General features: G+C 73.2%; 20 protein-coding genes and 1 pseudogene. 13 read left to right on the plus strand and 8 right to left on the minus strand.

Annotation, left to right across the window (positions count from 1 at the left end):
* Positions 1-31 precede the first annotated feature (31 nt).
* Positions 32-1,585 carry a class I adenylate-forming enzyme family protein gene (locus IF89_RS0131655; RefSeq protein WP_030775322.1) on the minus strand — a complete coding sequence of 518 codons (1,554 nt, stop codon included), beginning with the start codon at positions 1,583-1,585 and terminating at the stop codon, positions 32-34.
* Positions 1,586-1,748: 163 nt separating this feature from the next.
* Between IF89_RS0131655 and IF89_RS0131660 the strand changes: the two genes are divergently transcribed.
* From IF89_RS0131660 to IF89_RS0131675, 4 genes are all read left to right on the plus strand, one after another.
* A complete protein-coding gene (locus IF89_RS0131660) occupies positions 1,749-3,020 on the plus strand; it encodes an amidohydrolase family protein (protein ID WP_078628630.1) in 1,272 nt (423 codons plus the stop codon).
* The gene (locus IF89_RS0131665; RefSeq protein ID WP_030775326.1) at positions 3,020-4,177 is read left to right on the plus strand and encodes an acyl-CoA dehydrogenase family protein; all 1,158 of its coding nucleotides are present in this window, start codon (positions 3,020-3,022) and stop codon (positions 4,175-4,177) included. The genes IF89_RS0131660 and IF89_RS0131665 overlap by 1 nt, the downstream gene beginning before the upstream one ends.
* 5 nt (positions 4,178-4,182) lie before the next feature.
* Complete coding sequence (locus tag IF89_RS0131670; protein WP_051807908.1) at positions 4,183-5,163, plus strand: acyl-CoA dehydrogenase family protein; 981 nt, start codon at positions 4,183-4,185, stop codon at positions 5,161-5,163.
* Between the two features lie 257 nt (positions 5,164-5,420).
* Positions 5,421-5,906, plus strand: coding sequence for an ATP-binding protein (locus IF89_RS0131675; RefSeq protein WP_030775330.1), 486 nt, complete (start codon positions 5,421-5,423; stop codon positions 5,904-5,906).
* Between the two features lie 231 nt (positions 5,907-6,137).
* Here the strand turns inward: IF89_RS0131675 and IF89_RS38515 are convergent, their stop codons facing one another.
* Entirely contained in the window at positions 6,138-6,854 is a 717-nt protein-coding gene (locus IF89_RS38515; RefSeq protein ID WP_051807906.1) for a hypothetical protein, read from the minus strand.
* Positions 6,855-6,995: 141 nt separating this feature from the next.
* Positions 6,996-7,922: a cyclase family protein gene (locus IF89_RS0131685; protein ID WP_030775334.1), complete on the minus strand. Its 927-nt coding sequence runs from the start codon at positions 7,920-7,922 to the stop codon at positions 6,996-6,998.
* 109 nt (positions 7,923-8,031) lie between these two features.
* Between IF89_RS0131685 and IF89_RS0131690 the strand changes: the two genes are divergently transcribed.
* The 3 genes from IF89_RS0131690 to IF89_RS0131700 are packed head-to-tail and all read left to right on the plus strand — an operon-like array spanning position 8,032 to position 11,243.
* Positions 8,032-8,952: an SDR family NAD(P)-dependent oxidoreductase gene (locus tag IF89_RS0131690; protein WP_030775336.1), complete on the plus strand. Its 921-nt coding sequence runs from the start codon at positions 8,032-8,034 to the stop codon at positions 8,950-8,952.
* Between the two features lie 12 nt (positions 8,953-8,964).
* Positions 8,965-10,179, plus strand: coding sequence for an acyl-CoA dehydrogenase family protein (locus IF89_RS0131695; protein WP_030775339.1), 1,215 nt, complete (start codon positions 8,965-8,967; stop codon positions 10,177-10,179).
* Positions 10,176-11,243, plus strand: a complete 1,068-nt coding sequence (locus tag IF89_RS0131700) for a Zn-dependent alcohol dehydrogenase (protein WP_030775341.1) — start codon at positions 10,176-10,178, stop codon at positions 11,241-11,243. The genes IF89_RS0131695 and IF89_RS0131700 overlap by 4 nt, the downstream gene beginning before the upstream one ends.
* A gap of 65 nt (positions 11,244-11,308) precedes the next feature.
* Here IF89_RS0131700 and IF89_RS0131705 read toward each other — a convergent pair whose 3' ends face one another.
* Positions 11,309-11,926 (minus strand): flavin reductase family protein, encoded by a 618-nt coding sequence (locus tag IF89_RS0131705; protein WP_030775343.1) that lies wholly within the window; start codon positions 11,924-11,926, stop codon positions 11,309-11,311.
* Between the two features lie 230 nt (positions 11,927-12,156).
* Here IF89_RS0131705 and IF89_RS0131710 point away from each other — a divergent pair, with 230 nt between their 5' ends.
* On the plus strand, positions 12,157-12,945 hold the full coding sequence (locus tag IF89_RS0131710; protein ID WP_030775345.1) for a VOC family protein: 789 nt from the start codon (positions 12,157-12,159) through the stop codon (positions 12,943-12,945).
* Between the two features lie 29 nt (positions 12,946-12,974).
* Here IF89_RS0131710 and IF89_RS0131715 read toward each other — a convergent pair whose 3' ends face one another.
* From IF89_RS0131715 to IF89_RS0131725, 3 genes are all read right to left on the minus strand, one after another.
* Positions 12,975-13,778 (minus strand): enoyl-CoA hydratase/isomerase family protein, encoded by an 804-nt coding sequence (locus IF89_RS0131715; RefSeq protein ID WP_030775347.1) that lies wholly within the window; start codon positions 13,776-13,778, stop codon positions 12,975-12,977.
* A gap of 125 nt (positions 13,779-13,903) precedes the next feature.
* Positions 13,904-16,138, minus strand: a complete 2,235-nt coding sequence (locus IF89_RS0131720; RefSeq protein ID WP_030775349.1) for an acetate--CoA ligase family protein — start codon at positions 16,136-16,138, stop codon at positions 13,904-13,906.
* Positions 16,139-16,729: 591 nt separating this feature from the next.
* The gene (locus IF89_RS0131725) at positions 16,730-17,911 is read right to left on the minus strand and encodes a flavin-containing monooxygenase (RefSeq protein ID WP_030775352.1); all 1,182 of its coding nucleotides are present in this window, start codon (positions 17,909-17,911) and stop codon (positions 16,730-16,732) included.
* Between the two features lie 224 nt (positions 17,912-18,135).
* On the opposite strand from IF89_RS0131725, the gene IF89_RS0131730 reads away from it, so the two are divergent.
* Positions 18,136-18,588 carry a hypothetical protein gene (locus IF89_RS0131730; RefSeq protein WP_030775354.1) on the plus strand — a complete coding sequence of 151 codons (453 nt, stop codon included), beginning with the start codon at positions 18,136-18,138 and terminating at the stop codon, positions 18,586-18,588.
* A pseudogene (locus IF89_RS0131735) lies at positions 18,552-18,995 on the plus strand (Zn-ribbon domain-containing OB-fold protein); the annotation flags it as partial. The gene IF89_RS0131730 and the pseudogene IF89_RS0131735, both read left to right, overlap by 37 nt.
* A 231-nt stretch (positions 18,996-19,226) precedes the next feature.
* Here IF89_RS0131735 and IF89_RS0131740 read toward each other — a convergent pair.
* Positions 19,227-19,985 (minus strand): pyridoxine/pyridoxamine 5'-phosphate oxidase, encoded by a 759-nt coding sequence (locus tag IF89_RS0131740; RefSeq protein WP_078628631.1) that lies wholly within the window; start codon positions 19,983-19,985, stop codon positions 19,227-19,229.
* Positions 19,986-20,108: 123 nt separating this feature from the next.
* On the opposite strand from IF89_RS0131740, the gene IF89_RS0131745 reads away from it, so the two are divergent.
* From IF89_RS0131745 to IF89_RS0131755, 3 genes are all read left to right on the plus strand, one after another.
* A complete protein-coding gene (locus tag IF89_RS0131745; protein WP_030775362.1) occupies positions 20,109-20,582 on the plus strand; it encodes a carboxymuconolactone decarboxylase family protein in 474 nt (157 codons plus the stop codon).
* A gap of 109 nt (positions 20,583-20,691) precedes the next feature.
* Positions 20,692-21,618 carry an RNA polymerase sigma-70 factor gene (locus tag IF89_RS0131750; RefSeq protein WP_030775366.1) on the plus strand — a complete coding sequence of 309 codons (927 nt, stop codon included), beginning with the start codon at positions 20,692-20,694 and terminating at the stop codon, positions 21,616-21,618.
* 122 nt (positions 21,619-21,740) lie between these two features.
* The gene (locus tag IF89_RS0131755; protein WP_030775370.1) at positions 21,741-21,947 is read left to right on the plus strand and encodes a DUF4287 domain-containing protein; all 207 of its coding nucleotides are present in this window, start codon (positions 21,741-21,743) and stop codon (positions 21,945-21,947) included.
* Positions 21,948-21,976 lie beyond the last annotated feature (29 nt).

Genomic DNA, 21,976 nt, shown 5'->3' on the forward strand with positions numbered 1-21,976 from the left:
AACCCCACCCCCCACCCCTCACCCCCGGCTCCTACGCGTAGCGCTCGCGCAGCTTGTATTTCAAGACCTTGCGCAGGGCTTCGTTGCGCGGGAGCGCGTCGAGGAGTTCCAGTTGTTCGGGGAGTTTGTGGGGGGCCAGGCCTTCGGTGCGGAGGTAGGCGGTGAGTTGGGGGAGGGTGAGGGGGGCGGCGCCGGGGGGTTGTTCGACGACCGCGCAGACGCGTTCGCCGCGGGCATGGTCCGGGAGGCCGATGACCGCCACGTCGGCTACGCCCGGGAGGCGGTGGAGGAGGTCTTCGATCTCCTTGGCGGAGATGTTCTCGCCCTTGCGGATGATGACGTCCTTGCTGCGGCCGGTGAGGACGAGGTAGCCGTCGTGGGTCAGATGGCCCAGGTCGCCGGTGATCAGGTAGCCGTCGCGGTCGAAGGCCTCGGCCGACTGGTCGCGGTCGAGGTAGCCCTGGCAGACCGCCTCGCCGCGCAGCCGGACCTCTCCGTCGGTGCACGGGGGCAGTGGGGTGCCGTCGGGGGTGGTGATGCGGATGGACATGCCCTGAGGGGGGCGGCCCTCGGTGGTGGCGAGGTTGGCCGGGGTGTCGTCCGGGGCGCCCATGGTGATCATGGGGACTTCGGTCATGCCGTAGCCGTGGGTGAGCTGGCAGCCGAGTTCGCGGACGACCGCGTGGTAGATCTCGGGCGGTTTGGGGGCGCCGCCGCCCGCGAGGAGGCGGAGGGTGGGGATGAGGGGGACGTCGGGGGCCTTGCGCTGTTCCGTGAGGAACATGGAGTAGAAGGCGGTGGATCCGCCGGCGACGGTGACGCCGTGGCGGCGGTAGCCGTCGAGGGCGTCCGGCATCGCGAACTTCTCGAAGAGGACCGCGGGAAAGCCGTAGAGCAGCAGCATCACGGTGTAGTCGGGTCCGGCTATGTGGGCGTAGGGGAAGGCCATCGAGCCGACGTCCGACGGGGTCAGGTGCAGGGCGTGGGCGAGGCAGGAGCCGCCGGCGATGAGGGAGCGGTCGGTGTGCAGGACGCCCTTGGGGTCGGAGGTGGTGCCGGAGGTCCAGTAGATCCAGCGGACGTCGGTGCCGGTGGCGGGCGGTGGGGGGAGTACGGAGGGGTCGCCGTCGGGGAGGGAGGCGTACGCGTCGAAGACGCCGCGCGCGCCGAGCCGCCGGGCCATGGCGGGGTAGTCGTGGCCCCGCCACACCCCGGGGATCGCGAGGTATTCGGCCTTGGCCTCGCGGAGGGCGAAGCCGACCTCGCGGTCGCGGTAGAAGGGGATGACGGGGGTCTGGACGGCGCCGATCCGGGCGAGGGCGGCGGTGAGCAGTACCGTCTCGATGCGGGTGGGGAGCTGCCAGGCGACGACGGTGCCGGGGCGTACGCCCAGGTCGTAGAGGCCTGCGGCGACGCGTTCGGAGCGGTCGCGCAGTGCGCCGAAGGTGAGGGTGCGGTCGGCGGCGGGGTCGTCGGCGGCTTCGATGAGGACGGTGGTGTCGGGGGTGAGTGCGGCCCGGCGGGCGATGAGTTCCCACAGGGTGCGGGAGCGGCTCAGTTCTGTCGCGGTCGCGGTGTCCGTCATGCCAGACCTCCCCTTGGCCGATTGACTGACGGTCAGTCAGATCAAGCGCAGAGCGTAGGGCGCCCGCGCTTGTCGGTCCAGGGGTGCCGGGGCTAGCTTGTTTCTGACGATCCATCAGATCGGCACGGGATTGGCGCCGGATCGGCACCGGATTGGGGAGCCCATGGAACTGCCTCGGATCATCAGCGTCGACGACCATGTGATCGAGCCCGCGCACCTGTTCGACGTCTGGCTGCCCGCCAAGTACCGCGACCGCGGACCCAAGGCGCTCACCGCCGGCATCGGCGAGCTCCAGTACACGGGCGGCAAGTACGTGATCTCCATGGACCCGGACGGGCCGCCGACCGACTGGTGGATCTACGAGGACCTGAAGTTCCCGTACAAGCGCAACATCGCCGCAGTCGGCTTCGACCGCGACGACATGACCCTGGAGGGGATCACCCGCGCGGAGATGCGCCGGGGCTGCTGGGACCCCAAGGCGCGCCTCGCCGACATGGACCTGAACCACGTCGAGGCATCGCTGTGCTTCCCGACCTTCCCCCGCTTCTGCGGGCAGACCTTCGCCGAGGCGCACGACAAGGAGGTCGCCCTCGCCTGTGTGCGCGCCTACAACGACTGGATGGTCGAGGAGTGGTGCGGCGACAGCGGCGGCCGGCTGATCCCGCTGTGCATCGTCCCGCTGTGGGACATCGACCTGGCGGTGGCCGAGATCCGGCGCAACGCGGCCCGCGGCGTGCGCGCCGTGACCTTCTCCGAGATCCCGACCCACCTGGGGCTGCCCTCGATCCACTCCGGCTACTGGGACCCCTTCTTCGCGGTGTGCCAGGACACCGGCACGGTGGTCAACATGCACATCGGGTCCAGCTCGCAGATGCCCGCGGCCTCCCCGGACGCGCCGCCCGCCGTCCAGGCGTCGCTCAGTTTCAACAACGCGATGGCCTCGATGATGGACTTCCTCTTCAGCGGCGTCCTGGTGAAGTTCCCGACGCTGAAGCTGGCCTACAGCGAGGGCCAGATGGGCTGGATCCCCTACGCCCTGGAGCGCGCGGACGACGTGTGGGAGGAGCACCGGGCGTGGGGCGGGGTGCGCGACCTGATCCCCGAGCCGCCGTCGACGTACTACTACCGGCAGATGTTCTGCTGCTTCTTCCGCGACAAGCACGGCATCGCCTCGCTCGACGTCGTCGGCCGCGACAACGCGACCTTCGAGACCGACTACCCGCACGTGGACTCCACCTTCCCGCACACCAGGGAGGTCGCCCTCGACCACGTGCGGGGCCTGGACGGGGAGACGGTCTACAAGCTGATGCGCGGCAACGCCATCCGCATGCTCGGCCTCGACCTGGACAAGGACCGGGGCAAGGAGCGGGACCGGGGCGAGGACCGGGACCGGGGCAGGGAGCGGGACCGGGCCGGGGACACGGGCCGCCGCTGATGGACCTGACGTACACCGACGAGGAGCGCGACTTCCGGGCGCGGCTGCGCGAGTGGCTCGCCAAGGCCCTCCCCGAGCTGCCCGCCCGCCCCTCCCCCGACGACTGGCCGGGCCGGCGCGCCTACGACCTGGGCTGGCAGCGCAGGCTGTACGAAGCCGGGTACGCCGGCCTGCACTGGCCCGTGGACGCGGGAGGTCGGGGCGCCACCCCGACCCAGCACCTGATCTTCCTGGAGGAGACCGAGCGGGCCGGCGCCCCCTACGTCGGCGCGAATTTCGTCGGCCTGCTGCACGCCGGCCCCACCATCGCCGCCGAGGGCACGGCCGCGCAGCGGGCGCGCTGGCTGCCGCCCGTGCTGCGCGGCGAGGAGGTGTGGTGCCAGGGGTTCAGCGAGCCGGACGCGGGCTCCGACCTGGCCTCGCTGCGCACGCGGGCGGTCCGCGACGGCGACGACTACGTGATCACCGGATCGAAGATCTGGACCTCGCACGCGGAGGTCGCCGACTGGTGCGAGCTGCTCGTACGCACCGACCCCGAAGCCCCCAAGCACCGCGGGATCTCCTGGCTGGCCATGCCGATGGACGCGCCGGGGGTGACGGTGCGGCCGCTGCGCACGCTGGCCGGGTCGACGGAGTTCGCGGAGGTGTTCCTCGACGAGGTGCGGGTGCCGGTGGCCGACCGGGTGGGTGCGGAGAACGACGGCTGGCGGGTCACCATGGTCACGCTGTCCTTCGAGCGGGGCACGGCCTTCGTCGGCGAGGTCGTCGCGTGCCGCAGGACCCTGGGTGAGCTGGCCCGTACGGCGAAGGCGAACGGCCGCTGGGACGACCCGGTGCTGCGGCGCCGGCTGGGGCGGCTGCACGGGGAGTTCGGCGCGCTGTGGCGGCTGACCCAGTGGAACGTGAGCGAGGCCGAGCGGTCGCCGGGCGGGGTGCCGGGTGTCGGCGGCTCGGTCTTCAAGCTGGCCTACTCGCACGCCCGTCAGGAGCTCTACGACGTGGCGGCGGAGGTGCTGGGGGCGGCGTCGCTGTCTCTGGAGGAGGAGTGGACGCTGGACCGGCTCTCCTCCCTCTCGTACACCATCGCGGCGGGCACCTCGCAGATCCAGCGGAACATCGTCGCCGAGCGGATCCTCGGCCTCCCGAAGGGCCGGTGAGCGGGATGGACTTCCAGCCGACGCAGGAGCAGCGGGACCTGCGGACGGGCGTACGGGGCCTGCTGGAGGGCCGGTACGGGCGGGAGGCGTTGCGCGCCTCGGTGGACACCGGGGTCTGCGTGGACCGCGGGCTGTGGCGGGAGCTGGGCGGGGCGGGGTTCTTCGCGTTGCGGCTGCCGGAGTCGGAGGGCGGGGTGGGGCTGGGGCCGGCGGAGGCGGTGCTCGTCTTCGAGGAGGCCGGGCGGGCGCTGGTACCGGGGCCGCTGGTGGCGACGCACCTGGCCGCCGGGGTGGTGCCGGGGGCCGCGACGGGGACGGCGGTGGTGACCGCGTTCGACCTGGGCGGGGACCTGGTGGCCCACCTGGGGGAGGCGGACGCGGTGCTCGGGGCGGCCGTGCTCCCGGAGGGCGTGCCGGTGCGTTCGGCGGACCCGCTGACGCCGCTGTACCGGGTGCAGCGGCCGGGCTGCGCCGCGGCGTACGCGGCGCAGGGGGCGCTGCTGACAGCCGCGCTCCAGGTGGGGAGCGCGTTGCGGACGGTGGAGCTGGCGGTGCGGTACGCGGGCGAGCGCGAGCAGTTCGGGCAGCCCATCGGGGCGTTCCAGGCGGTGAAGCACCTGTGCGCGGGGATGCTGGTGCGGGCCGAGGTGGCCCGTACGGCGGTGTACGCGGCCGCGGTGACGGGCGGGGCGGGGGAGGTGGCCGCGGCGAAGCTGCTGGCGGACGAGGCGGCGGTGCGCAACGCCCGGGACTGTCTGCAGGTGCACGGCGGGATGGGCTTCACGTGGGAGGCGGATGTGCACCTGCATCTGAAGCGGGCCTGGGTGCGGGCCGAGCAGTGGCGGACGGCGGCGGAGGCGGAGGAAGTGCTGGCTGCTGAGCTGTTGGACGCGGCGGGGTGGCAGGGTGCGACGGGTGGGCCAGGAGGCGCGGGGAGGGGTACGGGAGGAACGACGCGGGACGCATGTCCGATTACAGAGAGTTGATATAGCTTTGTGTCCTTCGCCCGCCGCATTACAGCCCGGAGTCGGGGGCATGCTCCGGTACGCTCCCACAAATGCGAGCGGTTGAGCGGCGTGAGCGTCGCACAGTATGCACCACGCCTACTCCATCGCGCGGGAATATGCCCGAAGCGCTTGTTGTGGTGACTGTATGTCAACCATGCTGCTACGCAAGGGGGTCACGGAAGGTGATCCCGCCCCGTCGCGAGGCGAAGTGTCCGCCGGTTCGGATGGTGTGAGCGGTGCAGGTGCTTCAGGTTCAGCTGGAGGTAGGCGCGGATCCCGCCGAGGTCGGCCGGGCCCGTCGGTGGGCGCGGTCACGGCTGGCGGGATCGGGCATAGGGGACGACGAGCCGCTCGCCGAGACGCTGGTCCTGCTGATCTCGGAACTGGTCACGAACGCGGTCGTGCACACGGGCTGTCCGGCCGTGCTGCGCATGCTGTTCGGGGGGCCGGGGGTGCGCGTCGAGGTGGCCGACACGAGCGACCGGGCGCCGGCCCGCAGGCAGGCCTGCGGGGAGGACACGGGCGGGCGCGGCCTGGAGCTGGTGGACGGGCTGGCGGACCGGTGGGGTTGGCAGCGCGAGGGCTCGGGCAAACGGATCTGGTGCGAGATCGACCGGGCGCGGAAGGGGGAGTCGGACGCGGCGTCCAGCAGCGCCTCCGCGGACTCCTGCTGTCCGGCCGAGGTTCACACGTCGGTGCGGGAACCGCGCGTGTACCTCTAACGAGGTGTTGACGGTTCGTCACCTTTTGATCACCCTGGTGTGGAGCGATTCGACGCGAGGGGACGCCAAGGACACGCCTTGACGAGTGCGGGTCGCGGGGTGGCGGCTGCCGTGCCGCGCTCGGGGCGTGCACGCGCGCCGCCGCCACCCGCATCGTGCGGGCGGGTGGCCGGGCGGCGCCGTCGGCCGGATGGCCGGGCCTGCCGGGGCGGGACTCCCGCGGGGCGGAGGTCAGCCGTCGGTGCAGATGACGTCGTAGGGGCGGCCCACCGCGATGGTCAGACGGATGGGGTCGGTGGTGCCGGAGGGGCACTCCTCCTTCGTCTTGACCAGGCCGAGGACCTTCTGTGCGCCCGAGCTGCTGCAGGGGACCTCCTTGGCCTGGGAGGTCACGCAGTCGCCCTTCACGAGCTGGCCGCCGCCGGCGCCCGCGTCGCCGGGGTGGTCGTTGGACAGGTTGCGGCCGCAGACGGTGTTGGTCGGGATGCCGCTCGACTTGCCGCCGTTGTAGGAGATGCTCACCTCGATCATCACGTCCGTGCCCGGCGGGCATTGGATCGAGCCCGGCAGGATGCTGGCTTCCTTGATGTCGATGGCCTTGAAGCTCGCCCCGGAGTCGGAGCAGCCGGTCCGCTTGTAGGCGTCGGTGCCCTTCGAGGGGTCGGGGCCGCCGCAGTCGCCGACCTTCCACGCGCTGGAGGTGTCCGAGGAGGACTCGGGGGACCCGGGGTCCTTCGCCGTGGGCTTGGCGGAGGGGGAGGCCGTGGTGGAGGTGGACGTGGTGGACTTGCTGTCGTCCGCTCCGAGCACCTTGGAGGCACCGTAGGCGCCGCCGACGACCAGGGCCAGGACCAGGAAGGGGACGAACTTGCCGCCCGAGCGCCGCGGCGGGACCGGGGTGAAGGGCGGCGGGGGCGGGGGCGGGGACGCCTGGTACGGGTTGGTCATGCGCTTCTCCAGTGCTGAGGGTGGTGAGGAGCGGGGGGTGACGCGAGAACGGTGACGCGTCATGGACACAACATGGTTCCATCCGGTGCGGCGCCCGGGTCCCCGGGGTCGCCCCACCCCCCGCCGCCTGCGCGAACCCCCTCAGAGCAGGGCCACCGGGGCCACCGGGGTGCCGGTGCCGCCGACGAAGGGCTCCGGCATGGCGGAGAGGAGGAAGGCGTACCGCTCCTCTTCTGCACAGGCTGTGGACAGTTCTTCGAGGTCCCAGTTCTGGCCCTGCAGCATGCCCATCTCCACCAGGTGGAGGGCGTGGACGGGCAGCCACAGGTGGTCGATCTCCGGCGGGAAGATCTCGAAGGTCAGGGTGTCGTTCGCGACGGCCGCCACGTCCCGCGCGTGGAACCACTCCGGCGTACGGACGGACAGGCCGGGGGACGGGAAGCCGTAGCCGTGCTTGTCGCCCGCCAGGTACGCCTGGATCTGCCCGGTGCGCACGAGGACGATGTCGCCGGCGCGGACCGTGACGCGGCCGAACTCCTCGGCCTCCGCCAGGTCCGCCGGGGTCACCGCGTGGTCGACCGGCAGGCGGTCCAGGCCCTTCGCGCGGGCCACGTCGAGGAGCACCCCGCGCGAGACGACGGGGGTGGCCTTGTCGATGCCGCTGAACTCCGCCCGGCCGTGCGCGGTGATGGTGGAGGCGGGGCGGCCGTTGTAGATCCTGCCCGAATGGGAGACGTGGGTGAGGGCGTCCCAGTGGGTGCCCGCCTGGAGGCCCATGCTGACGGCGTCGTCGCTGCACGCGACCGTGCCCGGACCGAAGAGCTCCTGGTTGATCTGCACCATCGTGTGCAGGGGGTTGATCCGGCCGGGGATCATGCCGACCTGCACCCCGTCCTCCTTGAGGGGGACTGCCAGCGGGATGCGGCGGCCGCTGCGGACCTCCGCGGCGGCGCACCGTACGACCTCCTCGGTGATCAGGTTCAGGGTGCCGATCTCGTCGTCGGCGCCCCAGCGCCCCCAGTTGTTGACGCGCTTGGCGATGTCGTGGAACTCGGCGGGCAGGGTCATGGGCGTCGACGGCTCCTTGCGTGAATGTGCGGCGACGAGGGCTTGTGCGCGTGCGTCCGACTACCCATAAAATCTAACGGTCCGTCAGAAACCGCGGGAAGGGGCCGGCGTGGGGAACTTCTTGGCAGGCAAGGTCGTCGCCGTCACTGGCGCCGGCCGGGGCATCGGACGGGCCGTGGCACTCGCCGCGGCCGCCGAGGGCGCCAGGGTCGTCGTCAACGACTACGGCGTCGGCATCGAGGGCGGCGCGCCCACGAGCGAGATCGCCGACGGCGTGGTGAAGGAGATCCGGGCAGTCGGCGGGGAGGCCGTCGCCGTCGCCGACGACATCTCCACCATGGCCGGCGGGCAGCGCATCGTCGACACCGCGCTCGCGCAGTACGGGCACCTCGACGGGGTCGTCTGCGTGGCCGGCATCCTGCGCGAACGGATGCTGTTCAACATGTCCGAGGAGGAGTGGGACCCGGTGGTCGCCACCCACCTCAAGGGCACCTTCACCGTCTTCCGCGCAGCCTCCGCCGTCATGCGCCGCCAGGGATCGGGCACCCTGATCGGCTTCACCAGCGGCAACCACCAGGGCTCCGTCGCCCAGGCCAACTACAGCGCAGCCAAGGGCGGGGTCATCTCGCTCGTCCGCTCCGCCGCGCTCGGCCTGGCCAAGTACGGCGTCACCGCCAACGCCGTGGCGCCCGTGGCCCGGACCCGCATGTCGGCGAACGTCCCCATGGAGCTGAAGGAGATCGGCGAGCCCGAGGACGTCGCCGCGCTCGTCACCTACCTGCTCTCCGACAGGGCCGTCGCCGCCGGCGGCGAGCGGATCACCGGGCAGGTCTACACGATCGCCGGCCCGAAGATCGCCGTCTGGGCGCAACCGCGCGAACTGCGGGCCGGATACGCCGACGGCTCCTGGACCCCGGAGCGGATCGCCGACTTCCTGCCCGGGACCGTCGGCACCGACCCGATGCCGATGCTGGCGCAGCTGGAGGCCATGGCCAAGGCGGCGGCCGCCAAGGACCGTCCCAACGCCTGACGGGGGAGCGCCGTGGATTTCGGTTTCGGAGCCGAGGACGAGGAGCTGCGCGGGCAGGCCCGGACGTGGCTGGCGGAGCACCTCGTGGGCCCGTACGCGCAGGCCGTCGGCCTCGGCGGGCCGGGCAGCGAGCACCAGGGGGTCGAGGTCCGGCGGGCGTGGGAGCGGGAGCTGGGCCGCGGCGGCTGGATCGGGCAGGGCTGGGAGGCGCCGGCCGGCGCTTTCGGGCAGCGGCGGCTGTCCCTGACCGGCCAGGTGGTGTGGGCCGAGGAGTACGCGGCGCTGCGCGCTCCCGCCCGGGTCGGCCACATCGGGGAGAACCTCCTCGCGCCCACCCTGCTCGCCCACGGCAGCACGGAGCAGCAGCACCGCTTCCTGCCCGCCATCGCCCGGGGCGAGGAGCTGTGGTGCCAGGGCTACAGCGAACCGGGTGCCGGGTCCGATCTCGCGGCCATCCGCACGGCCGCGGTGCGCGACCCGGCCGACGGGCTGTTCCGCGTCACCGGGCAGAAGATCTGGACCTCCCTCGCCGGCGACGCGGACTGGTGCTTCGTCCTGGCCCGCACCGAGCCCGCCTCCCGGCGCCACCGGGGGCTGTCCTTCCTGCTCGTACGGATGGACCAGCCGGGCCGCGTCGAGGTGCGGCCGATCCGGCAGATGTCGGGGACGTCGGAGTTCAACGAGGTCTTCTTCGACGGGGCGGTGGCCGCGGAGGTCGTGGGCGGGGAGGGCGACGGCTGGGCGGTGGCCATGGGGCTCCTCGCGCTGGAGCGCGGCGTCTCGACCCTGGTCCAGCAGATCGGCTTCGCCGCCGAACTGGAGCGGGTCCTCGGGCTCCATGCCGCTTCGGCGGCGGCGTCGGGGGCGCCGGCCGACCCGGTCGTGCGCGACCGCCTCGTACGGCAGTGGGCCGAGCTGCGCACCATGCGGTGGAACGCCCTGCGGACCCTGGGCGGGCAGGGGGACCCGGGTTCGCCGAGCGTGGCCAAGCTGCTCTGGGGCGGCTGGCACCGGCGGCTCGGGGAGCTGGCGGTGGAGGTCCGGGGCGCGGCCGCCGCGGCCGGGCCCGCGGAGTGGGCACCGGGGCTGCCGTACGAGCTCGGACTCGACGAGGAGCAGCGCCTGTTCCTGTTCACCCGCGCCGACACCATCTACGGCGGTTCGGACGAGATCCAGCGCAACATCATCGCCGAGCGGGTGCTCGGCCTGCCTAAGGAGTCCAGGTGAGAGGCGTCGTGTTCGACGGCAAGCAGGCCCGGGTGGTCGACGACCTGGAGGTCCGGGACCCGGGGCCGGGGGAGGTGCTGGTCGCGATTCGGGCGGCGGGGCTGTGCCACAGCGACCTGTCGGTGATGGACGGCACGATCCCGTTCCCGCCGCCGGTGGTGCTGGGGCACGAGGGCGCCGGGGTGGTGGAGGCCGTCGGCGAGGGGGTCACGCACGTGGCGCCCGGCGACCACGTGTCGCTGTCGACGCTGGCCAACTGCGGGGCGTGCGCGGACTGCGACCGGGGCCGCCCGACGATGTGCCGCAAGGCGATCGGCAGGCCCGGGCAGCCGTTCTCGCGGGGCGGCGAGCCCCTGCACCAGTTCGCTTCGAACTCGGCCTTCGCGGAGCGCACCCTCGTCAAGGCCGTTCAGGCGGTGAGGATCCCGGCGGACATCCCGCTGACGTCGGCGGCACTCATCGGCTGCGGCGTGCTGACGGGGGTGGGGGCCGTCCTGAACCGGGCCCGGGTCGACAACGGCGAGACGGTGGTCGTCATCGGCACCGGCGGCATCGGGCTGAACGTGCTCCAGGGCGCCCGGATCGCCGGGGCCACGACGATCGTGGCGGTGGACGCGAACCCGGCGAAGGAGGCCGCCGCCCGGCAGTTCGGGGCCACGCACTTCATCGACGCGTCCGCGGTCGCCGACTCCCCGGCGGCGGTCCGCGAGATCCTGCCCACCGGCGCCGACCACGCCTTCGAATGCGTGGGCCGGGTCGGGTTGATCCGGCAGGCCGTCGACCTCCTCGACCGCCACGGCCAGGCGGTGCTGCTGGGCGTGCCGGGCTTCGACGAGGAGGCGTCCTTCCTCGTCTCGTCGATGTACCTCGACAAGACGATCATGGGCTGCCGGTACGGTTCCTCGCGCCCGCAGCGGGACATCGCGCTGTACGCGGAGCTCTACCGGCAGGGCAGGCTGCTGCTGGACGAGCTGGTGACGCAGGTGTATCCGGTCGAGGACTTCGCCAGGGCCGTCGACGACGCCCAGCACGGGCGGGTGGCGCGCGGCGTGCTCACCTTCTGACGCCGGCCGCGGCGGCTGCCGGTCCGTCCCGCAGGGGGCGGGCCGGCGGCAGGCGCTCGGGCCTCTCAGCCGGCCAGGCGGCCGAAGCGGCCCTTGTGGAAGAGCAGCGGGTCGCCCTCTCCGGCCGCGCCCATGGCCAGGACCCGGCCGACGACGATGAGGTGGTCCCCGCCGGTGTGGACGGCGTGGATCCGGCAGTCGATCCAGGCCGGTACGGCGTCCAGCTGCGGCGAGCCGGTGACGGGGGCCGGGCGGTGGGCCACCCCGGCGAACTTGTCCGCGCCGCTGACGGCGAAGGAACGGCACAGCTCGCCCTGCTCCGCCCCCAGGATGTTGACGCAGAACACCCCGGCGCGGGCGATCCGCGGCCACGTGGTCGACGTACGGGCCACCATGAAGGTGACCAGCGGCGGGTCCAGGGAGAGCGAGGCGAAGGACTGGCAGGCGAAGCCGGCGGGCCCGTCCTCGTCCGCGCCGGGCGGCGCCGTGACCACCGTGACCCCGCTCGCGAAGTTCCCCAGGACGGCCCGGAATTCGGCCGGGCTCACCGGCGCGCGCTCGTCGTCCCCGACGGCCCGCAGATCGGGCCGTGGCAGGGCGTCGACGGACTCGGCCGCCCGCTGTCCCAGGGCGGAGGTGGGGGAGCCGACTGAGCGGAGGTATCGGACGACGGTGGCCGCCATCCCTGCATGTCCCATCACACCCCGATTGAAGCTGACGGTTCGTCAGATGTGAAGGGGTGGGGCGCGGCGATGCGGGACACCGGACCCCCTCACAGCGGCGGAGCGGCGGACGGATGCGTCCGGACGGGTGAAACCGGGCTGGCGGGCGGCTCCGCGGGGCCGGACGGGTCAGGAGGCTCGGCATCGTGGCACCGACCCGTACCGCCGCCGCACCCACCCCCGGAGGGACCATGCTCGGCACCGACTTCCGCACCGGATCACCCAACTGGCTCGACCTCGGCAGCCCCGACACCGGCGCTGCCGCCTCGTTCTACGGGGCCGTCTTCGGCTGGGACTTCGTCCCCGCGGGCCCCGAGGCCGGCGGGTACGGCTTCTTCCGGCAGGGCGGCAAGACCGTCGCCGCGCTCGGACCGCTCACCGAGGAAGGCGCCCGGTCGGCCTGGATGCACCACTTCATGACCCCCGACATCAGGGCCACCGCCGAGGCGGTCCGGGCCGGCGGCGGAACGGTGCGCATGGAGCCCATGGACGTCATGGGGGAGGGCTGGCTGGCGCAGTTCACCGACCCGCAGGGCGCCGATTTCGCCTGCTGGCAGCCCGGGAAGACCGCCGGCTTCGAGGTGGCCTCCGCCGAGAACACGCTGGTGTGGGCGGAGCTGCACGTACCGGACCCGGTGGCGGACATCGCCTTCTACGCCGGACTGTTCGGGTGGCGGCACTCCGAGATGCAGACGCCCGGGATGACGTACCGCGTCCTGAGCACCGCCGACGGCGACCAGGAGGACGCCTCCTTCGGCGGGGTCGCCCCGCTCGGCGAGGGCGCGGGCGACGGACAGGAGGCGCGCTGGGTGCCCTACTTCCACGTGGCGGACGTCGACGCCACCGTCGACAGGGCGCGGCAGAGCGGCGGGACCGTCCTCATGCCGGCCGCCGACGTGCCGGACGTCGGGCGGATCGGCTGGCTCGCGGACCCCGCCGGCGCGGTGTTCGCGCTGCTGAAGCCCGACCCCCGGATGTAGGCCGGCCGGCGGACCTCCTCGGGCCCCGGTCAGCGGCCGCGGTACGTGGGCGTGCGGCGCTCCACGAAGCCCGCCACGCCCTCGTTCGCGTCGGCCGTGGTCATGTTGATCTCCTGGGCGGTGGCCTCGGCGGCCAGTGCTGCCGCCCGGTCACCGTCCAGAGAGGCGTTGACCAGCTGCTTCGTCAGGGCGAGTGCCCGGGTGGGGCCCTGGGCGAGCCGCTCGGCCCACTCCCGGGCGGCGGCCTGGAGCTCCTCGGCCGCGACCACCTTGTTGACCAGGCCGAGGCGTGCGGCCTCGGCCGCCGGGACGGCGTCGCCGAAGAACATCAGCTCCTTCGCCTTCTGCGGGCCGACCAGGCGGGGCAGCAGGTAGGCGCCGCCGCCGTCCGGGACCAGGCCGCGGCGCACGAACACCTCGATGAAACGGGCCCCCTCGGCGGCTATCACCAGGTCGCAGGCGAGGGCGAGGTGCGCACCGATGCCGGCGGCGGTGCCGTTCACGGCGGCGACCACCGGTTTCTCGCAGTCGAGGACCGCGGTGATCAGACGCTGCGCGCCGAGGCGGATCATGCGGGCCACGTCGCCGGCGACGCGGTCGCCGCCCGTGGAGGGGCCGCCGCGCAGGTCGGCGCCCGCGCAGAAGCCCTTGCCGCCGGCGGTGAGGACGACCGCGCGGACGGCGGGGTCGGCGGAGGCGTCGGCGAGCAGCGCGATGACGCGCTCGCGCTGGTCCCCCGTGAGGGCGTTCATGGCGTCGGGGCGGTTGAGGGTGATCCAGGAGACGTGGTTCTCGGTGCGGTGCAGGACGGTGTCCTCGGGGGCGCGGGTCATGCGGAGACTCCCGTTCGGTGCGATCCGGTGCGGTCCGGTGCGGTCCGGTGCGGTGGGTGCGGCGCCGTTGCGCGGGCGCTGCCCCGAGCCCCCGCGCAGCGGTGGCCGGGCGGGCGGGCGCAGCGTCAGCGGCAGACGGCGAGGGCGTCCAGGGCGACCGCGCCCTGGCCCCGGGGGAGGACCATCAGGGGGTTGATGTCCAGCTCGGCGAGTTCGTCGCCGAACTCCAGCGCCATGCGCTGGATCCGGAGGATCACCTCCACCAGCGCGTCCACGTCGGCCGGGGGCGCACCCCGGACCCCTTCGAGCAGCGCGTGGCCGCGCAGCTCCTGCAGCATCGCGCGGGCCTGGTCCTCGCCGAACGGCGGGACGCGGACCGCCGCGTCGTGCAGGACCTCGACGAGGACGCCGCCCAGCCCGACGGTGACGGTCGGGCCGAAGAGGTCGTCCTGGGTGACGCCGACGACCATCTCGACGCCCCGTTCCACCATCTGGCAGACCAGGATCCCGTCGAGCGGGACGTTCTCGTAGCGGGCGATGTCGGTGAGCTCGCGGTAGGCGTCGCGGATCTGGCTCGCGGAGGTCAGACCGATCTTGACCAGGCCCAGCTCGGTCTTGTGGCCGAGCTGCGGGCCGGAGGCCTTCATCACCACCGGGTACCCGACCAGCCCGGCCGCGCGGACCGCCGCCGCCGCGCTCGTCACCAGCTGCTCGCGGGGCACACGTATTCCGTAGGCGCGCAGGAGCTGTTTCGCGGCGTGCTCGCTGAGCTGCTGACCGGGCCGCATCAACGCCTGCGCCTTGCGGTACGAGGGCGAGGGCGTGCGCGGTGCGTCCTCGAAGGGCGAGCGGTAGCCGGCGGTGAAGCGGTGGTGGCCGAGGTAGGCGCGGACGGCGGTGATGCAGTTGCCGAAGGTGCGGAAGGTGGCCACGCGGGAGGAGCCGAGAAGGGTGGTGCGGTAGGCGGCCTCGGTCCCGACGGGGGACCCCCAGATCACGCAGACCAGCTTGTCGGTCTGCTCGGCGGCGTCGACGAGATCCTGGGCGAGCCTGTCGCTCATCGGGGGGAAGGGGCCGGTGATCGGACAGATGAGGACCCCCACCGAGGGATCGGCGAGGATCGCGTCGATGATCTTCCGGCCGCGCCAGTCGCCGACGGGGTGCCCGCCGTTGTCGACGGGGTTGGCGACGCTGAGGTACGGCGGGATCCACTGGTGGAGCTCGTCCTGCTTGGCCTGCGAGAGGGTGGGCAGGGTCAGGCCCGCCTCGGTGGCGAGGTCGGAGAAGTGGGCGCCGGTGCCGCCGGAGATGGAGTACACGACGACGCCGTCGGCCCGGGGCCTGCGGGCGCGGGCGAGGAGGGCGGCCGTGTCCTGGAGCTCGTCGAGGCCGTCGACGCGGATGATGCCGAACTGGCGCATGGCGGCGTCCACGACGGTGTCGGCGCCGGTCAGCTTCCCGGTGTGGGAGGCGGCCGTGCGGGCGCCGGTCTCGGTGCGGCCCACCTTGACGGCGACGACGGGCACGCCGTTGCGGGCGGCCCGGTCGGCGGCCAGGAGGAAGGACCGGCCGTCCTTGAGGCCCTCGACGTAGCAGGCGATGGCGCCGACCTCGGGCTGTTCGGCGAAGTAGGAGAGGAAGTCGGATGTCTCCAGGTCGGCCTCGTTGCCGGTGGGGGCCCAGTGGGACAGCCGGATGCCCAGTTCCTGGAGGGTGTGGACGGGCCGGCCCTGGTGGCCGGACTGCGTGATCAGGGCGATCGCCGGACCGTCGAGGTCGTCGCGGAAGTCCTCGAAGGCGTTGAGATTGGTGTTGGGTCCCAGCAGGCGCAGCCCCGAGCGCCGGACGGCGGCCGCGAGGCGTTCCTGCGCGGCGGCCCCGGCGTCGCCGGTCTCCGCGAAGCCGGACGCGAAGGCGACGGCGAACTTCACCTTGGTGTCGGCCAGTTCCTCGATGACGGGCAGCGGATCGGAGACCAGCAGGACGGCGAGGTCCACCTGTTCGGGCAGCTCGGCCACACAGGGGTGGCAGGGCAGTCCGAAGACGGTGCGGCGGGTGGGGTGCACGGGGTGGATCCGGGCGCCGACGCGCTCCGCCCAGGCGATGAGCCGCCGGGTGATGCCGGTGTTGGGTCTGCCGTCGGCGTCGGAGGCGCCGACGACCGCCACGGACTCGGGCCGGAAGAACCGGTCGAGGTCGGGTACGTCGGCGTGCAGCGGCCGTCCGCTGACGTCCAGGGGGACCGCGTCGTCGGCGGAGGGGGCCGCCGACGAGTGGACGGCCGCCCTGGGGGTCTCCCCGCAGGCCTCGACTCGTGCGCGGAAGTCGGTGGTGAGGGTGCCGTGAGTAGATCCAAGCATCGTTCCGCCCGCTCCTGCTCGATGAACCTCGATGGACCTCAATAACTGACGTGTAGTCAGATTACTGAACTGACGTGACGTCAGGAACAGGGCTGCGCAGGAAAGCTGGTGGAGGTGATGTGGTGAACGGTGGCAGACTCCGCCGGACCCGGTCCAGAGTGCACTTCAGGCCGAGATCACCCCGCGCCCCGCGCCGGGCGGCCGTCGCTCCCGGCGGTCGCATGATCCGAAAGACACGCACCGGACGGCCCGGCGCGGTGCGGGCACGACGAGCCCTGCCGCGGCCGATGAATGCGGGCACCGACCACTGCCCGTACGACCGGCCGCCCCGGCCGCGGCCCGTCCGGATCGACCCGCTCCCCTCCCGCACGGTCGCCGCGATCCCCCGCGAGGAGCGCCGGCGCCCCGCCGTGCGCGGGCTCCCCGTGGCCGCACCGCGAACGGGAGGCCCTGCTCGTGCCGCTGGACGAGGAGCTGCGGCGCAGGACCGTGCCCGACCCGTCCGCCCCCGGGAAGCCGCACCGGCGGCAGGCCTGGTGGCGGCGGATGTACGACCTGGACCATCTCCTGCGAGGCGCCCGCGGGCGGCACTCAGGGGCGGGCCGTCCGCCGCGCCACCGCCTTGGCGATCCTCTCCGCGTCCAGGGCCATCTCCCGGAACATCCCGCTGATCGGATTGGTGAAGCCGGTGAAGTACAGGCCGGGCGCCCCTTCGCAGGTCCGGGCGCCGTGCGCGCGGGGCCGGCCGCGCTCGTCCAGTACCCCGAGGTGGCCGACGAGCCCCTCCAGCCGGCGGCTGTACCCGGTGGCGGCGATGACGGCGTCAGGGGTGATGCGCGAGCCGTCCGCGAGCACCACCTCGGGCCCGTCGAAGGACTCCACGGCCGCCACCGGCTCCACCCGGCCGGCGCGCACCGCGTCGACCAGGCCGACGTCCTGGACCGGGATCGCACCCTCCCGGACCCTGCTGTACAGGCCGGTGGCGGGCCGCGGGAGCCCGTACGCGGACAGGTCCGGGACGGAGGCCCGGGCCACCACCGCGCCCAGCCGGTCCACGAGCCGTACGGGCAGCCTCCGCACGAGGATCCCGCTGCGCTGGGCGGGCCAGCCGGCGGTGGAGCGGCGCATGATGTGCGGGGCGGTGCGCACGGCGAGCCGCACCCGCGCCGCGCCGCCCTCGGCGAGGTCGGCGGCTATCTCCGCGCCGGTGTTGCCGACGCCGACGACCAGGACGTCCCGGCCCGCGTAGGGCAGGGGGTTGCGGTAATCGGCGGCGTGCAGCAGCCGGCCGCCGTAGGACTCGGCGCCCGGCCAGTCGGGCAGCCGGGGCGTGTGGTTGAAACCGGTCGCGACGACGACCGCCGCCGCGCTCAGCACCCGACCGCCGCTGGCGTGCAGGGTCCAGCCGCCCTCGTCCGCGGGGTCGGGCTCGATACGCGTCACCTCGACGCCGGTGACGAGCTCCAGCTCGTGGAACTCGGCGTACTTCTCCAGGTACCGCACGACGTTGTCGCGGGAGACCCAGCGGCCGAACCGGCGCGGCATCGCCAGACCCGGCAGGGCGGACAGCCGGCGGGTGGTGTGCAGGCGCAGCCGGTCGTAGTGGCGCCGCCAGGACGCGCCGACGGTGTCGGACTTCTCGACGACCACCGCGCGGACCCCGCGGGCGCGCAGGGCGGCGGCCGCGGCGAGGCCGCCGGGACCGGCCCCGATGACGTACACGGGGCGGGGCTGCGTGGTCATGTCGACCGCTGGTGTGGGGACTCCGGACATGAGGTGTGATCGTATCGCCACGCTGGGTTGATGGGTCTCGGAGAAGGAGGGAATCGATTGCGGATCGGTCACGGCCGGGTTCCGGCCCGGCGGCGGTCGCGGCCCTCCCGGCGCCCGCTGCTGCTGCGGGAGCGGGTCGCGGCCGGCCGGGGCCCTTGCGGGATCGCTCCGCATCCGCTGAACTGACGTACCGTCAGATCAGTGGGGAGAAGGTGGGGCTGCCGATGCAGACCGTCTGGCTCAGTGGGGCCGAATGGCTCGCCGTGCTCCGGATAGGCCTCGGCCTGTGGTGGCTGGAGAGCTGGCGGCACAAGGACAAGAAGGGCTGGTTCGAACGCGGCACCGGCATCGCATGGGCCGCCGACGTCGCGGACAAACACCGCTGGACCTTCGTCAAGGCCGGCTTCCACCTGGTCGTCGCCCCACGGCCGAAGACGATGGCGTACATCGTCGTCTACGCGGAACTCGCCCTGGGGCTGGGCCTGGTCCTCGGCTTCCTGACCCCCGTCGCACTGATCGGCGGACTCCTGCTGAACCTCCTCTACCTCGTGCTGATGATCCACGACTGGGCGGAGCAGGGGCAGAACGCGATGATGGCGCTCATCTCGCTCGTCGCCCTCCTCGCCCTGTCCTGGCAGACCTGGTCCCTGGACGCGGCGCTCGGACTCTTCCTGTGAGCGCCGCCGTGCGCCACGACCTCCCCGAGGCCGACGACTTCACCCGCCCCTACTGGGACGCGGCGGCGCAGGGCCGGCTCCTGCTGCGCCGCTGCGGCGACTGCGGGCGGGCGCACCACTACCCGCGCGAGTTCTGCCCCCACTGTTGGGCCGGCGAGGACCGCGTGACCTGGGAGACCGCCGGCGGCCGGGCCACCCTCCACACGTGGTCGGTCGTCCACCGCAACGACCTCCCGCCGTTCGACACGCGCGTCCCCTACACGGCCGCCGTCGTCGACCTGGCCGAAGGCCCGCGGATGATGACCGAGGTGGTGGACTGCGCACCCGCGGACCTGCGCATCGGCATGCCGCTGACCGTCACCTTCCGCGAGGCCGCCGACGGGCTGTGGGTGGCCGTCTTCCGGCCGGACCCCCGGGGCCCGGACGGGGTCGGGCACGCCGGGGGCGGCCGGGGCGTAGGGGCATCCGGGCCAGGGGCATCCGGGGCGTAGGGGCGGACACCGGCGGGATCGGGGGCGGGCAACCCCGGGCGGGGGCGCGGGCACTGTCGGGGCCGAGACGGGCACTGGCGGATCGGGTGCCGACATCACCGGATCGGCTGCCGGCACCGCCGCATCGGGTGCCGCCCCGCCTGCCCCTCAGGGCCAGAGCAGCTCGCGGACCCAGGACCCGCCTCCGGCGGCCCGCCGGTAGCGCAGACGAACGTGCCTGCGGGCGGCATCCCCCTGGAAGAACTCCACCTCCGCGGGAGCCAGGACGTACCGGGTCCAGGTCGGAGCCGGCGCGTCCGGCTCCGACCCGGCCCGCTCCCAGGCGGCCGCCGAGGCCCGCACCAGCTCCTCCACCGAGCCCAGCAGCTCGCTCTGCCGCCCCGTGAGCGCCGCCGCGAGCGCACCGCGCGAACGGACCGCCAGGTCGGCCCGGCTCTCCTCGGGGCCGCACGCGGTGACCGCGCCCCGCACGCGCACCTGCCGGCCCACGGACGGCCAGTAGAACCCGAGCGCCGCCTCCGGGCGCGCCGCCAACTGCACGCCCTTGGCGCTCGTGGCGTGCGTGGCGAAGTGCCAGCCCCGCCCGTCGGCGTCGTGCAGCATCAGCGTCCGTACGTCGGGCCGCCCGTCCCCGTCCACCGTGGCCAGGCTCATCGTGTGCGGCTCCGACTGGCCCGCACGCGCGGCGTGCACGAACCACTCCCGGAACAACGCCACCGGCTCGCCGGGCGCGGACCCGGGGTCGAAGCCGGGGAGCGGGGAGTCCCACACGCGCAGGGCGTGCAGCACCGCCCGGAACTCCTCGTCGCCGATCCGCCCGCCGGCGGGGCCTTCGCCGCCTGCCTCGTCCCCGTAGCCCTTGGTGTCTGCGGTGCCTTCGCTGCCTCTGCTGTCTTCGCTGCTCATGGCGCCCAGGCTAAGCGCGGAGGAGACGCAGCTCACACCCGCCCGCGCCACCCTCCATGTCACAGAACCCCGCGCCATCTCGTCCCAAGGGTGCAGCCACGGACGACGACGGAGGAACACACCATGGACGCGCGACTGAACTACTTCGCCAGCCCGACCGCCGGCAAGGCCCTCAAGTACGTCATGTCGGCGGGCGCGGCACTCAAGGAAGCGCCGCTGCCCGCCGCCACGCGGGAACTGGTGGCACTGCGCGTGAGCCAGATCAACGGCTGCGCCTTCTGCATCGACATGCACACCAAGGACGCCACCGCCGCCGGTGAAACCCCGGTACGGCTGCACCTGGTGGCCGCATGGCGCGAGGCCACCGTCTTCACCGAGGCCGAACGGGCCGCCCTGGAACTGGCCGAGCAGGGCACCCGGATCGCGGACGCGGCCGGCGGGGTCGACGACGAGGCGTGGGCGAACGCCGCCAAGCACTACGACACCGAGCAGCTCACCGCGCTCACGCTCATGATCTCGTTCATGAACATGGCCAACCGGCTGAACGTCATCGCGCAGCAGCCCGCCGGCGACTACCGGCCCGGGCAGCTGCACTGAGGCCGACACCGGTCGTTGCGGCGGGCCGCCGCCGCTCCGGATGATCATCGCCAGGGTGCCCGGGCCGGTGAGCCGGGCCGGGCCGTGGGGACGTCAGGGGGAACCACACGTGAGCAAGGTCGAGGAATTCGAGGAACTGCGGGCGATGCTCTTCTCGATCGCCTACCGGATCCTGGGCAGCGTCGGCGAGGCCGAGGACGCCGTGCAGGAGACGTGGCTGCGCTACGCCGCCTCGGCGACCCGCCCCACGTCGACCAAGGCCTTCCTGTCGGCGACGGTGACCCGCATCTCCATCGACGTACTGCGCTCCGCGCGCGTGCGGCGCGAGGCGTACACCGGCCCCTGGTTCCCCGAACCGCTGCTCAGCGACCCGTACGAGGATCCCGCGCGCGCGGTGGAACTGGCCGACTCGGTGTCCATGGCCGCGCTGCTGCTGCTCGAACGGCTCAGCCCGCTGGAGCGGGCGGTGTTCGTGCTGCGGGAGGTCTTCGCCTTCGGCTTCGACGACGTCGCCGAAGCGGTGGGGCGCTCGGAGGCGGCGTGCCGCCAGTTGCTGGTGCGGGCGCGCCGGCACATGGACGCCGGCCGGCCGCGGTTCGCGGCCGACCGGCACGAGCGCCGGGAACTGGCGGCGCGGTTCTTCGACGCGCTGAAGGACGGCGACGTGGACGGGCTCCAGCACCTGCTGGCCGCCGACGTGCAGCTCGTGGGAGATGCGGGCGGCAACGCCCCGCAGCTCGCCAAGGCCGTCTCGGGTGCGGTGAACGTGGCCCGCCTGCTGGCCGCGGTCTACCCGTGGCTCTTGCGGATCGACGTGACGTGCGAGCCGCACGACATCAACGGCCAGCCCGGCGCGATCTTCCGCGACCGCGACGGAAAGGTGCTCCACCTCATGGCCCTGGACGTGCGGGACGGCCGCGTCCGGACCATCCGCGGCCTGAACAACCCGGAGAAGCTCACCCACCTCGGCCCGGTCGCCGACGCATGGGCCGTCGCCCGCGAGATCAAGGAAGCCCGTCGACGGGCCAGGACCTGACCCGACTCGTGTGATGCAGATCACCTTGGTTCGGCGCTCAGTTGCGGGGGCTGCGGCGGTCATCACATGCGACGGCATGCGACGGGCATGCGACGGCACCGCGATGAAGACGTAGGAGACCCATGGCCGACAACGTGAAGGGCCCCGCCAGCTACTTCCCCTCCATCGAGAAGAAGTACGGGCGACCGATCGCGGAGTGGCAGGACCTCATCAGGTCCTCGCCGCTCACGAAGCACATGGAGCTGGTGGCCTGGCTCAAGACGCACCACGGCCTGGGCCACGGCCACGCGAACGCGCTGGTGGCGCACACGCTGGCGGAGGGAAAGTAACGGCGGGGCGGGGCGGGGCGGCTTCGGGG

It is taken from the genome of Streptomyces sp. NRRL F-2664 (assembly GCF_000719345.1).
Lineage (GTDB): Bacteria > Actinomycetota > Actinomycetes > Streptomycetales > Streptomycetaceae > Streptomyces.

What these genes read in the sequence shown, in the direction of transcription:
- IF89_RS0131655 (WP_030775322.1), bottom strand. Translation starts at nt 1,585, where the DNA reads ATGACGGACACCGCGACCGCGACAGAACTGAGCCGCTCCCGCACCCTG.
- IF89_RS0131660 (WP_078628630.1), top strand. Translation starts at nt 1,749, where the DNA reads ATGGAACTGCCTCGGATCATCAGCGTCGACGACCATGTGATCGAGCCC.
- IF89_RS0131665 (WP_030775326.1), top strand. Translation starts at nt 3,020, where the DNA reads ATGGACCTGACGTACACCGACGAGGAGCGCGACTTCCGGGCGCGGCTG.
- IF89_RS0131670 (WP_051807908.1), top strand. Translation starts at nt 4,183, where the DNA reads ATGGACTTCCAGCCGACGCAGGAGCAGCGGGACCTGCGGACGGGCGTA.
- IF89_RS38515 (WP_051807906.1), bottom strand. Translation starts at nt 6,854, where the DNA reads ATGACCAACCCGTACCAGGCGTCCCCGCCCCCGCCCCCGCCGCCCTTC.
- IF89_RS0131685 (WP_030775334.1), bottom strand. Translation starts at nt 7,922, where the DNA reads ATGACCCTGCCCGCCGAGTTCCACGACATCGCCAAGCGCGTCAACAAC.
- IF89_RS0131705 (WP_030775343.1), bottom strand. Translation starts at nt 11,926, where the DNA reads ATGGCGGCCACCGTCGTCCGATACCTCCGCTCAGTCGGCTCCCCCACC.
- IF89_RS0131710 (WP_030775345.1), top strand. Translation starts at nt 12,157, where the DNA reads ATGCTCGGCACCGACTTCCGCACCGGATCACCCAACTGGCTCGACCTC.
- IF89_RS0131715 (WP_030775347.1), bottom strand. Translation starts at nt 13,778, where the DNA reads ATGACCCGCGCCCCCGAGGACACCGTCCTGCACCGCACCGAGAACCAC.
- IF89_RS0131720 (WP_030775349.1), bottom strand. Translation starts at nt 16,138, where the DNA reads ATGCTTGGATCTACTCACGGCACCCTCACCACCGACTTCCGCGCACGA.
- IF89_RS0131725 (WP_030775352.1), bottom strand. Translation starts at nt 17,911, where the DNA reads ATGTCCGGAGTCCCCACACCAGCGGTCGACATGACCACGCAGCCCCGC.
- IF89_RS0131730 (WP_030775354.1), top strand. Translation starts at nt 18,136, where the DNA reads ATGCAGACCGTCTGGCTCAGTGGGGCCGAATGGCTCGCCGTGCTCCGG.
- IF89_RS0131740 (WP_078628631.1), bottom strand. Translation starts at nt 19,985, where the DNA reads ATGAGCAGCGAAGACAGCAGAGGCAGCGAAGGCACCGCAGACACCAAG.
- IF89_RS0131745 (WP_030775362.1), top strand. Translation starts at nt 20,109, where the DNA reads ATGGACGCGCGACTGAACTACTTCGCCAGCCCGACCGCCGGCAAGGCC.
- IF89_RS0131755 (WP_030775370.1), top strand. Translation starts at nt 21,741, where the DNA reads ATGGCCGACAACGTGAAGGGCCCCGCCAGCTACTTCCCCTCCATCGAG.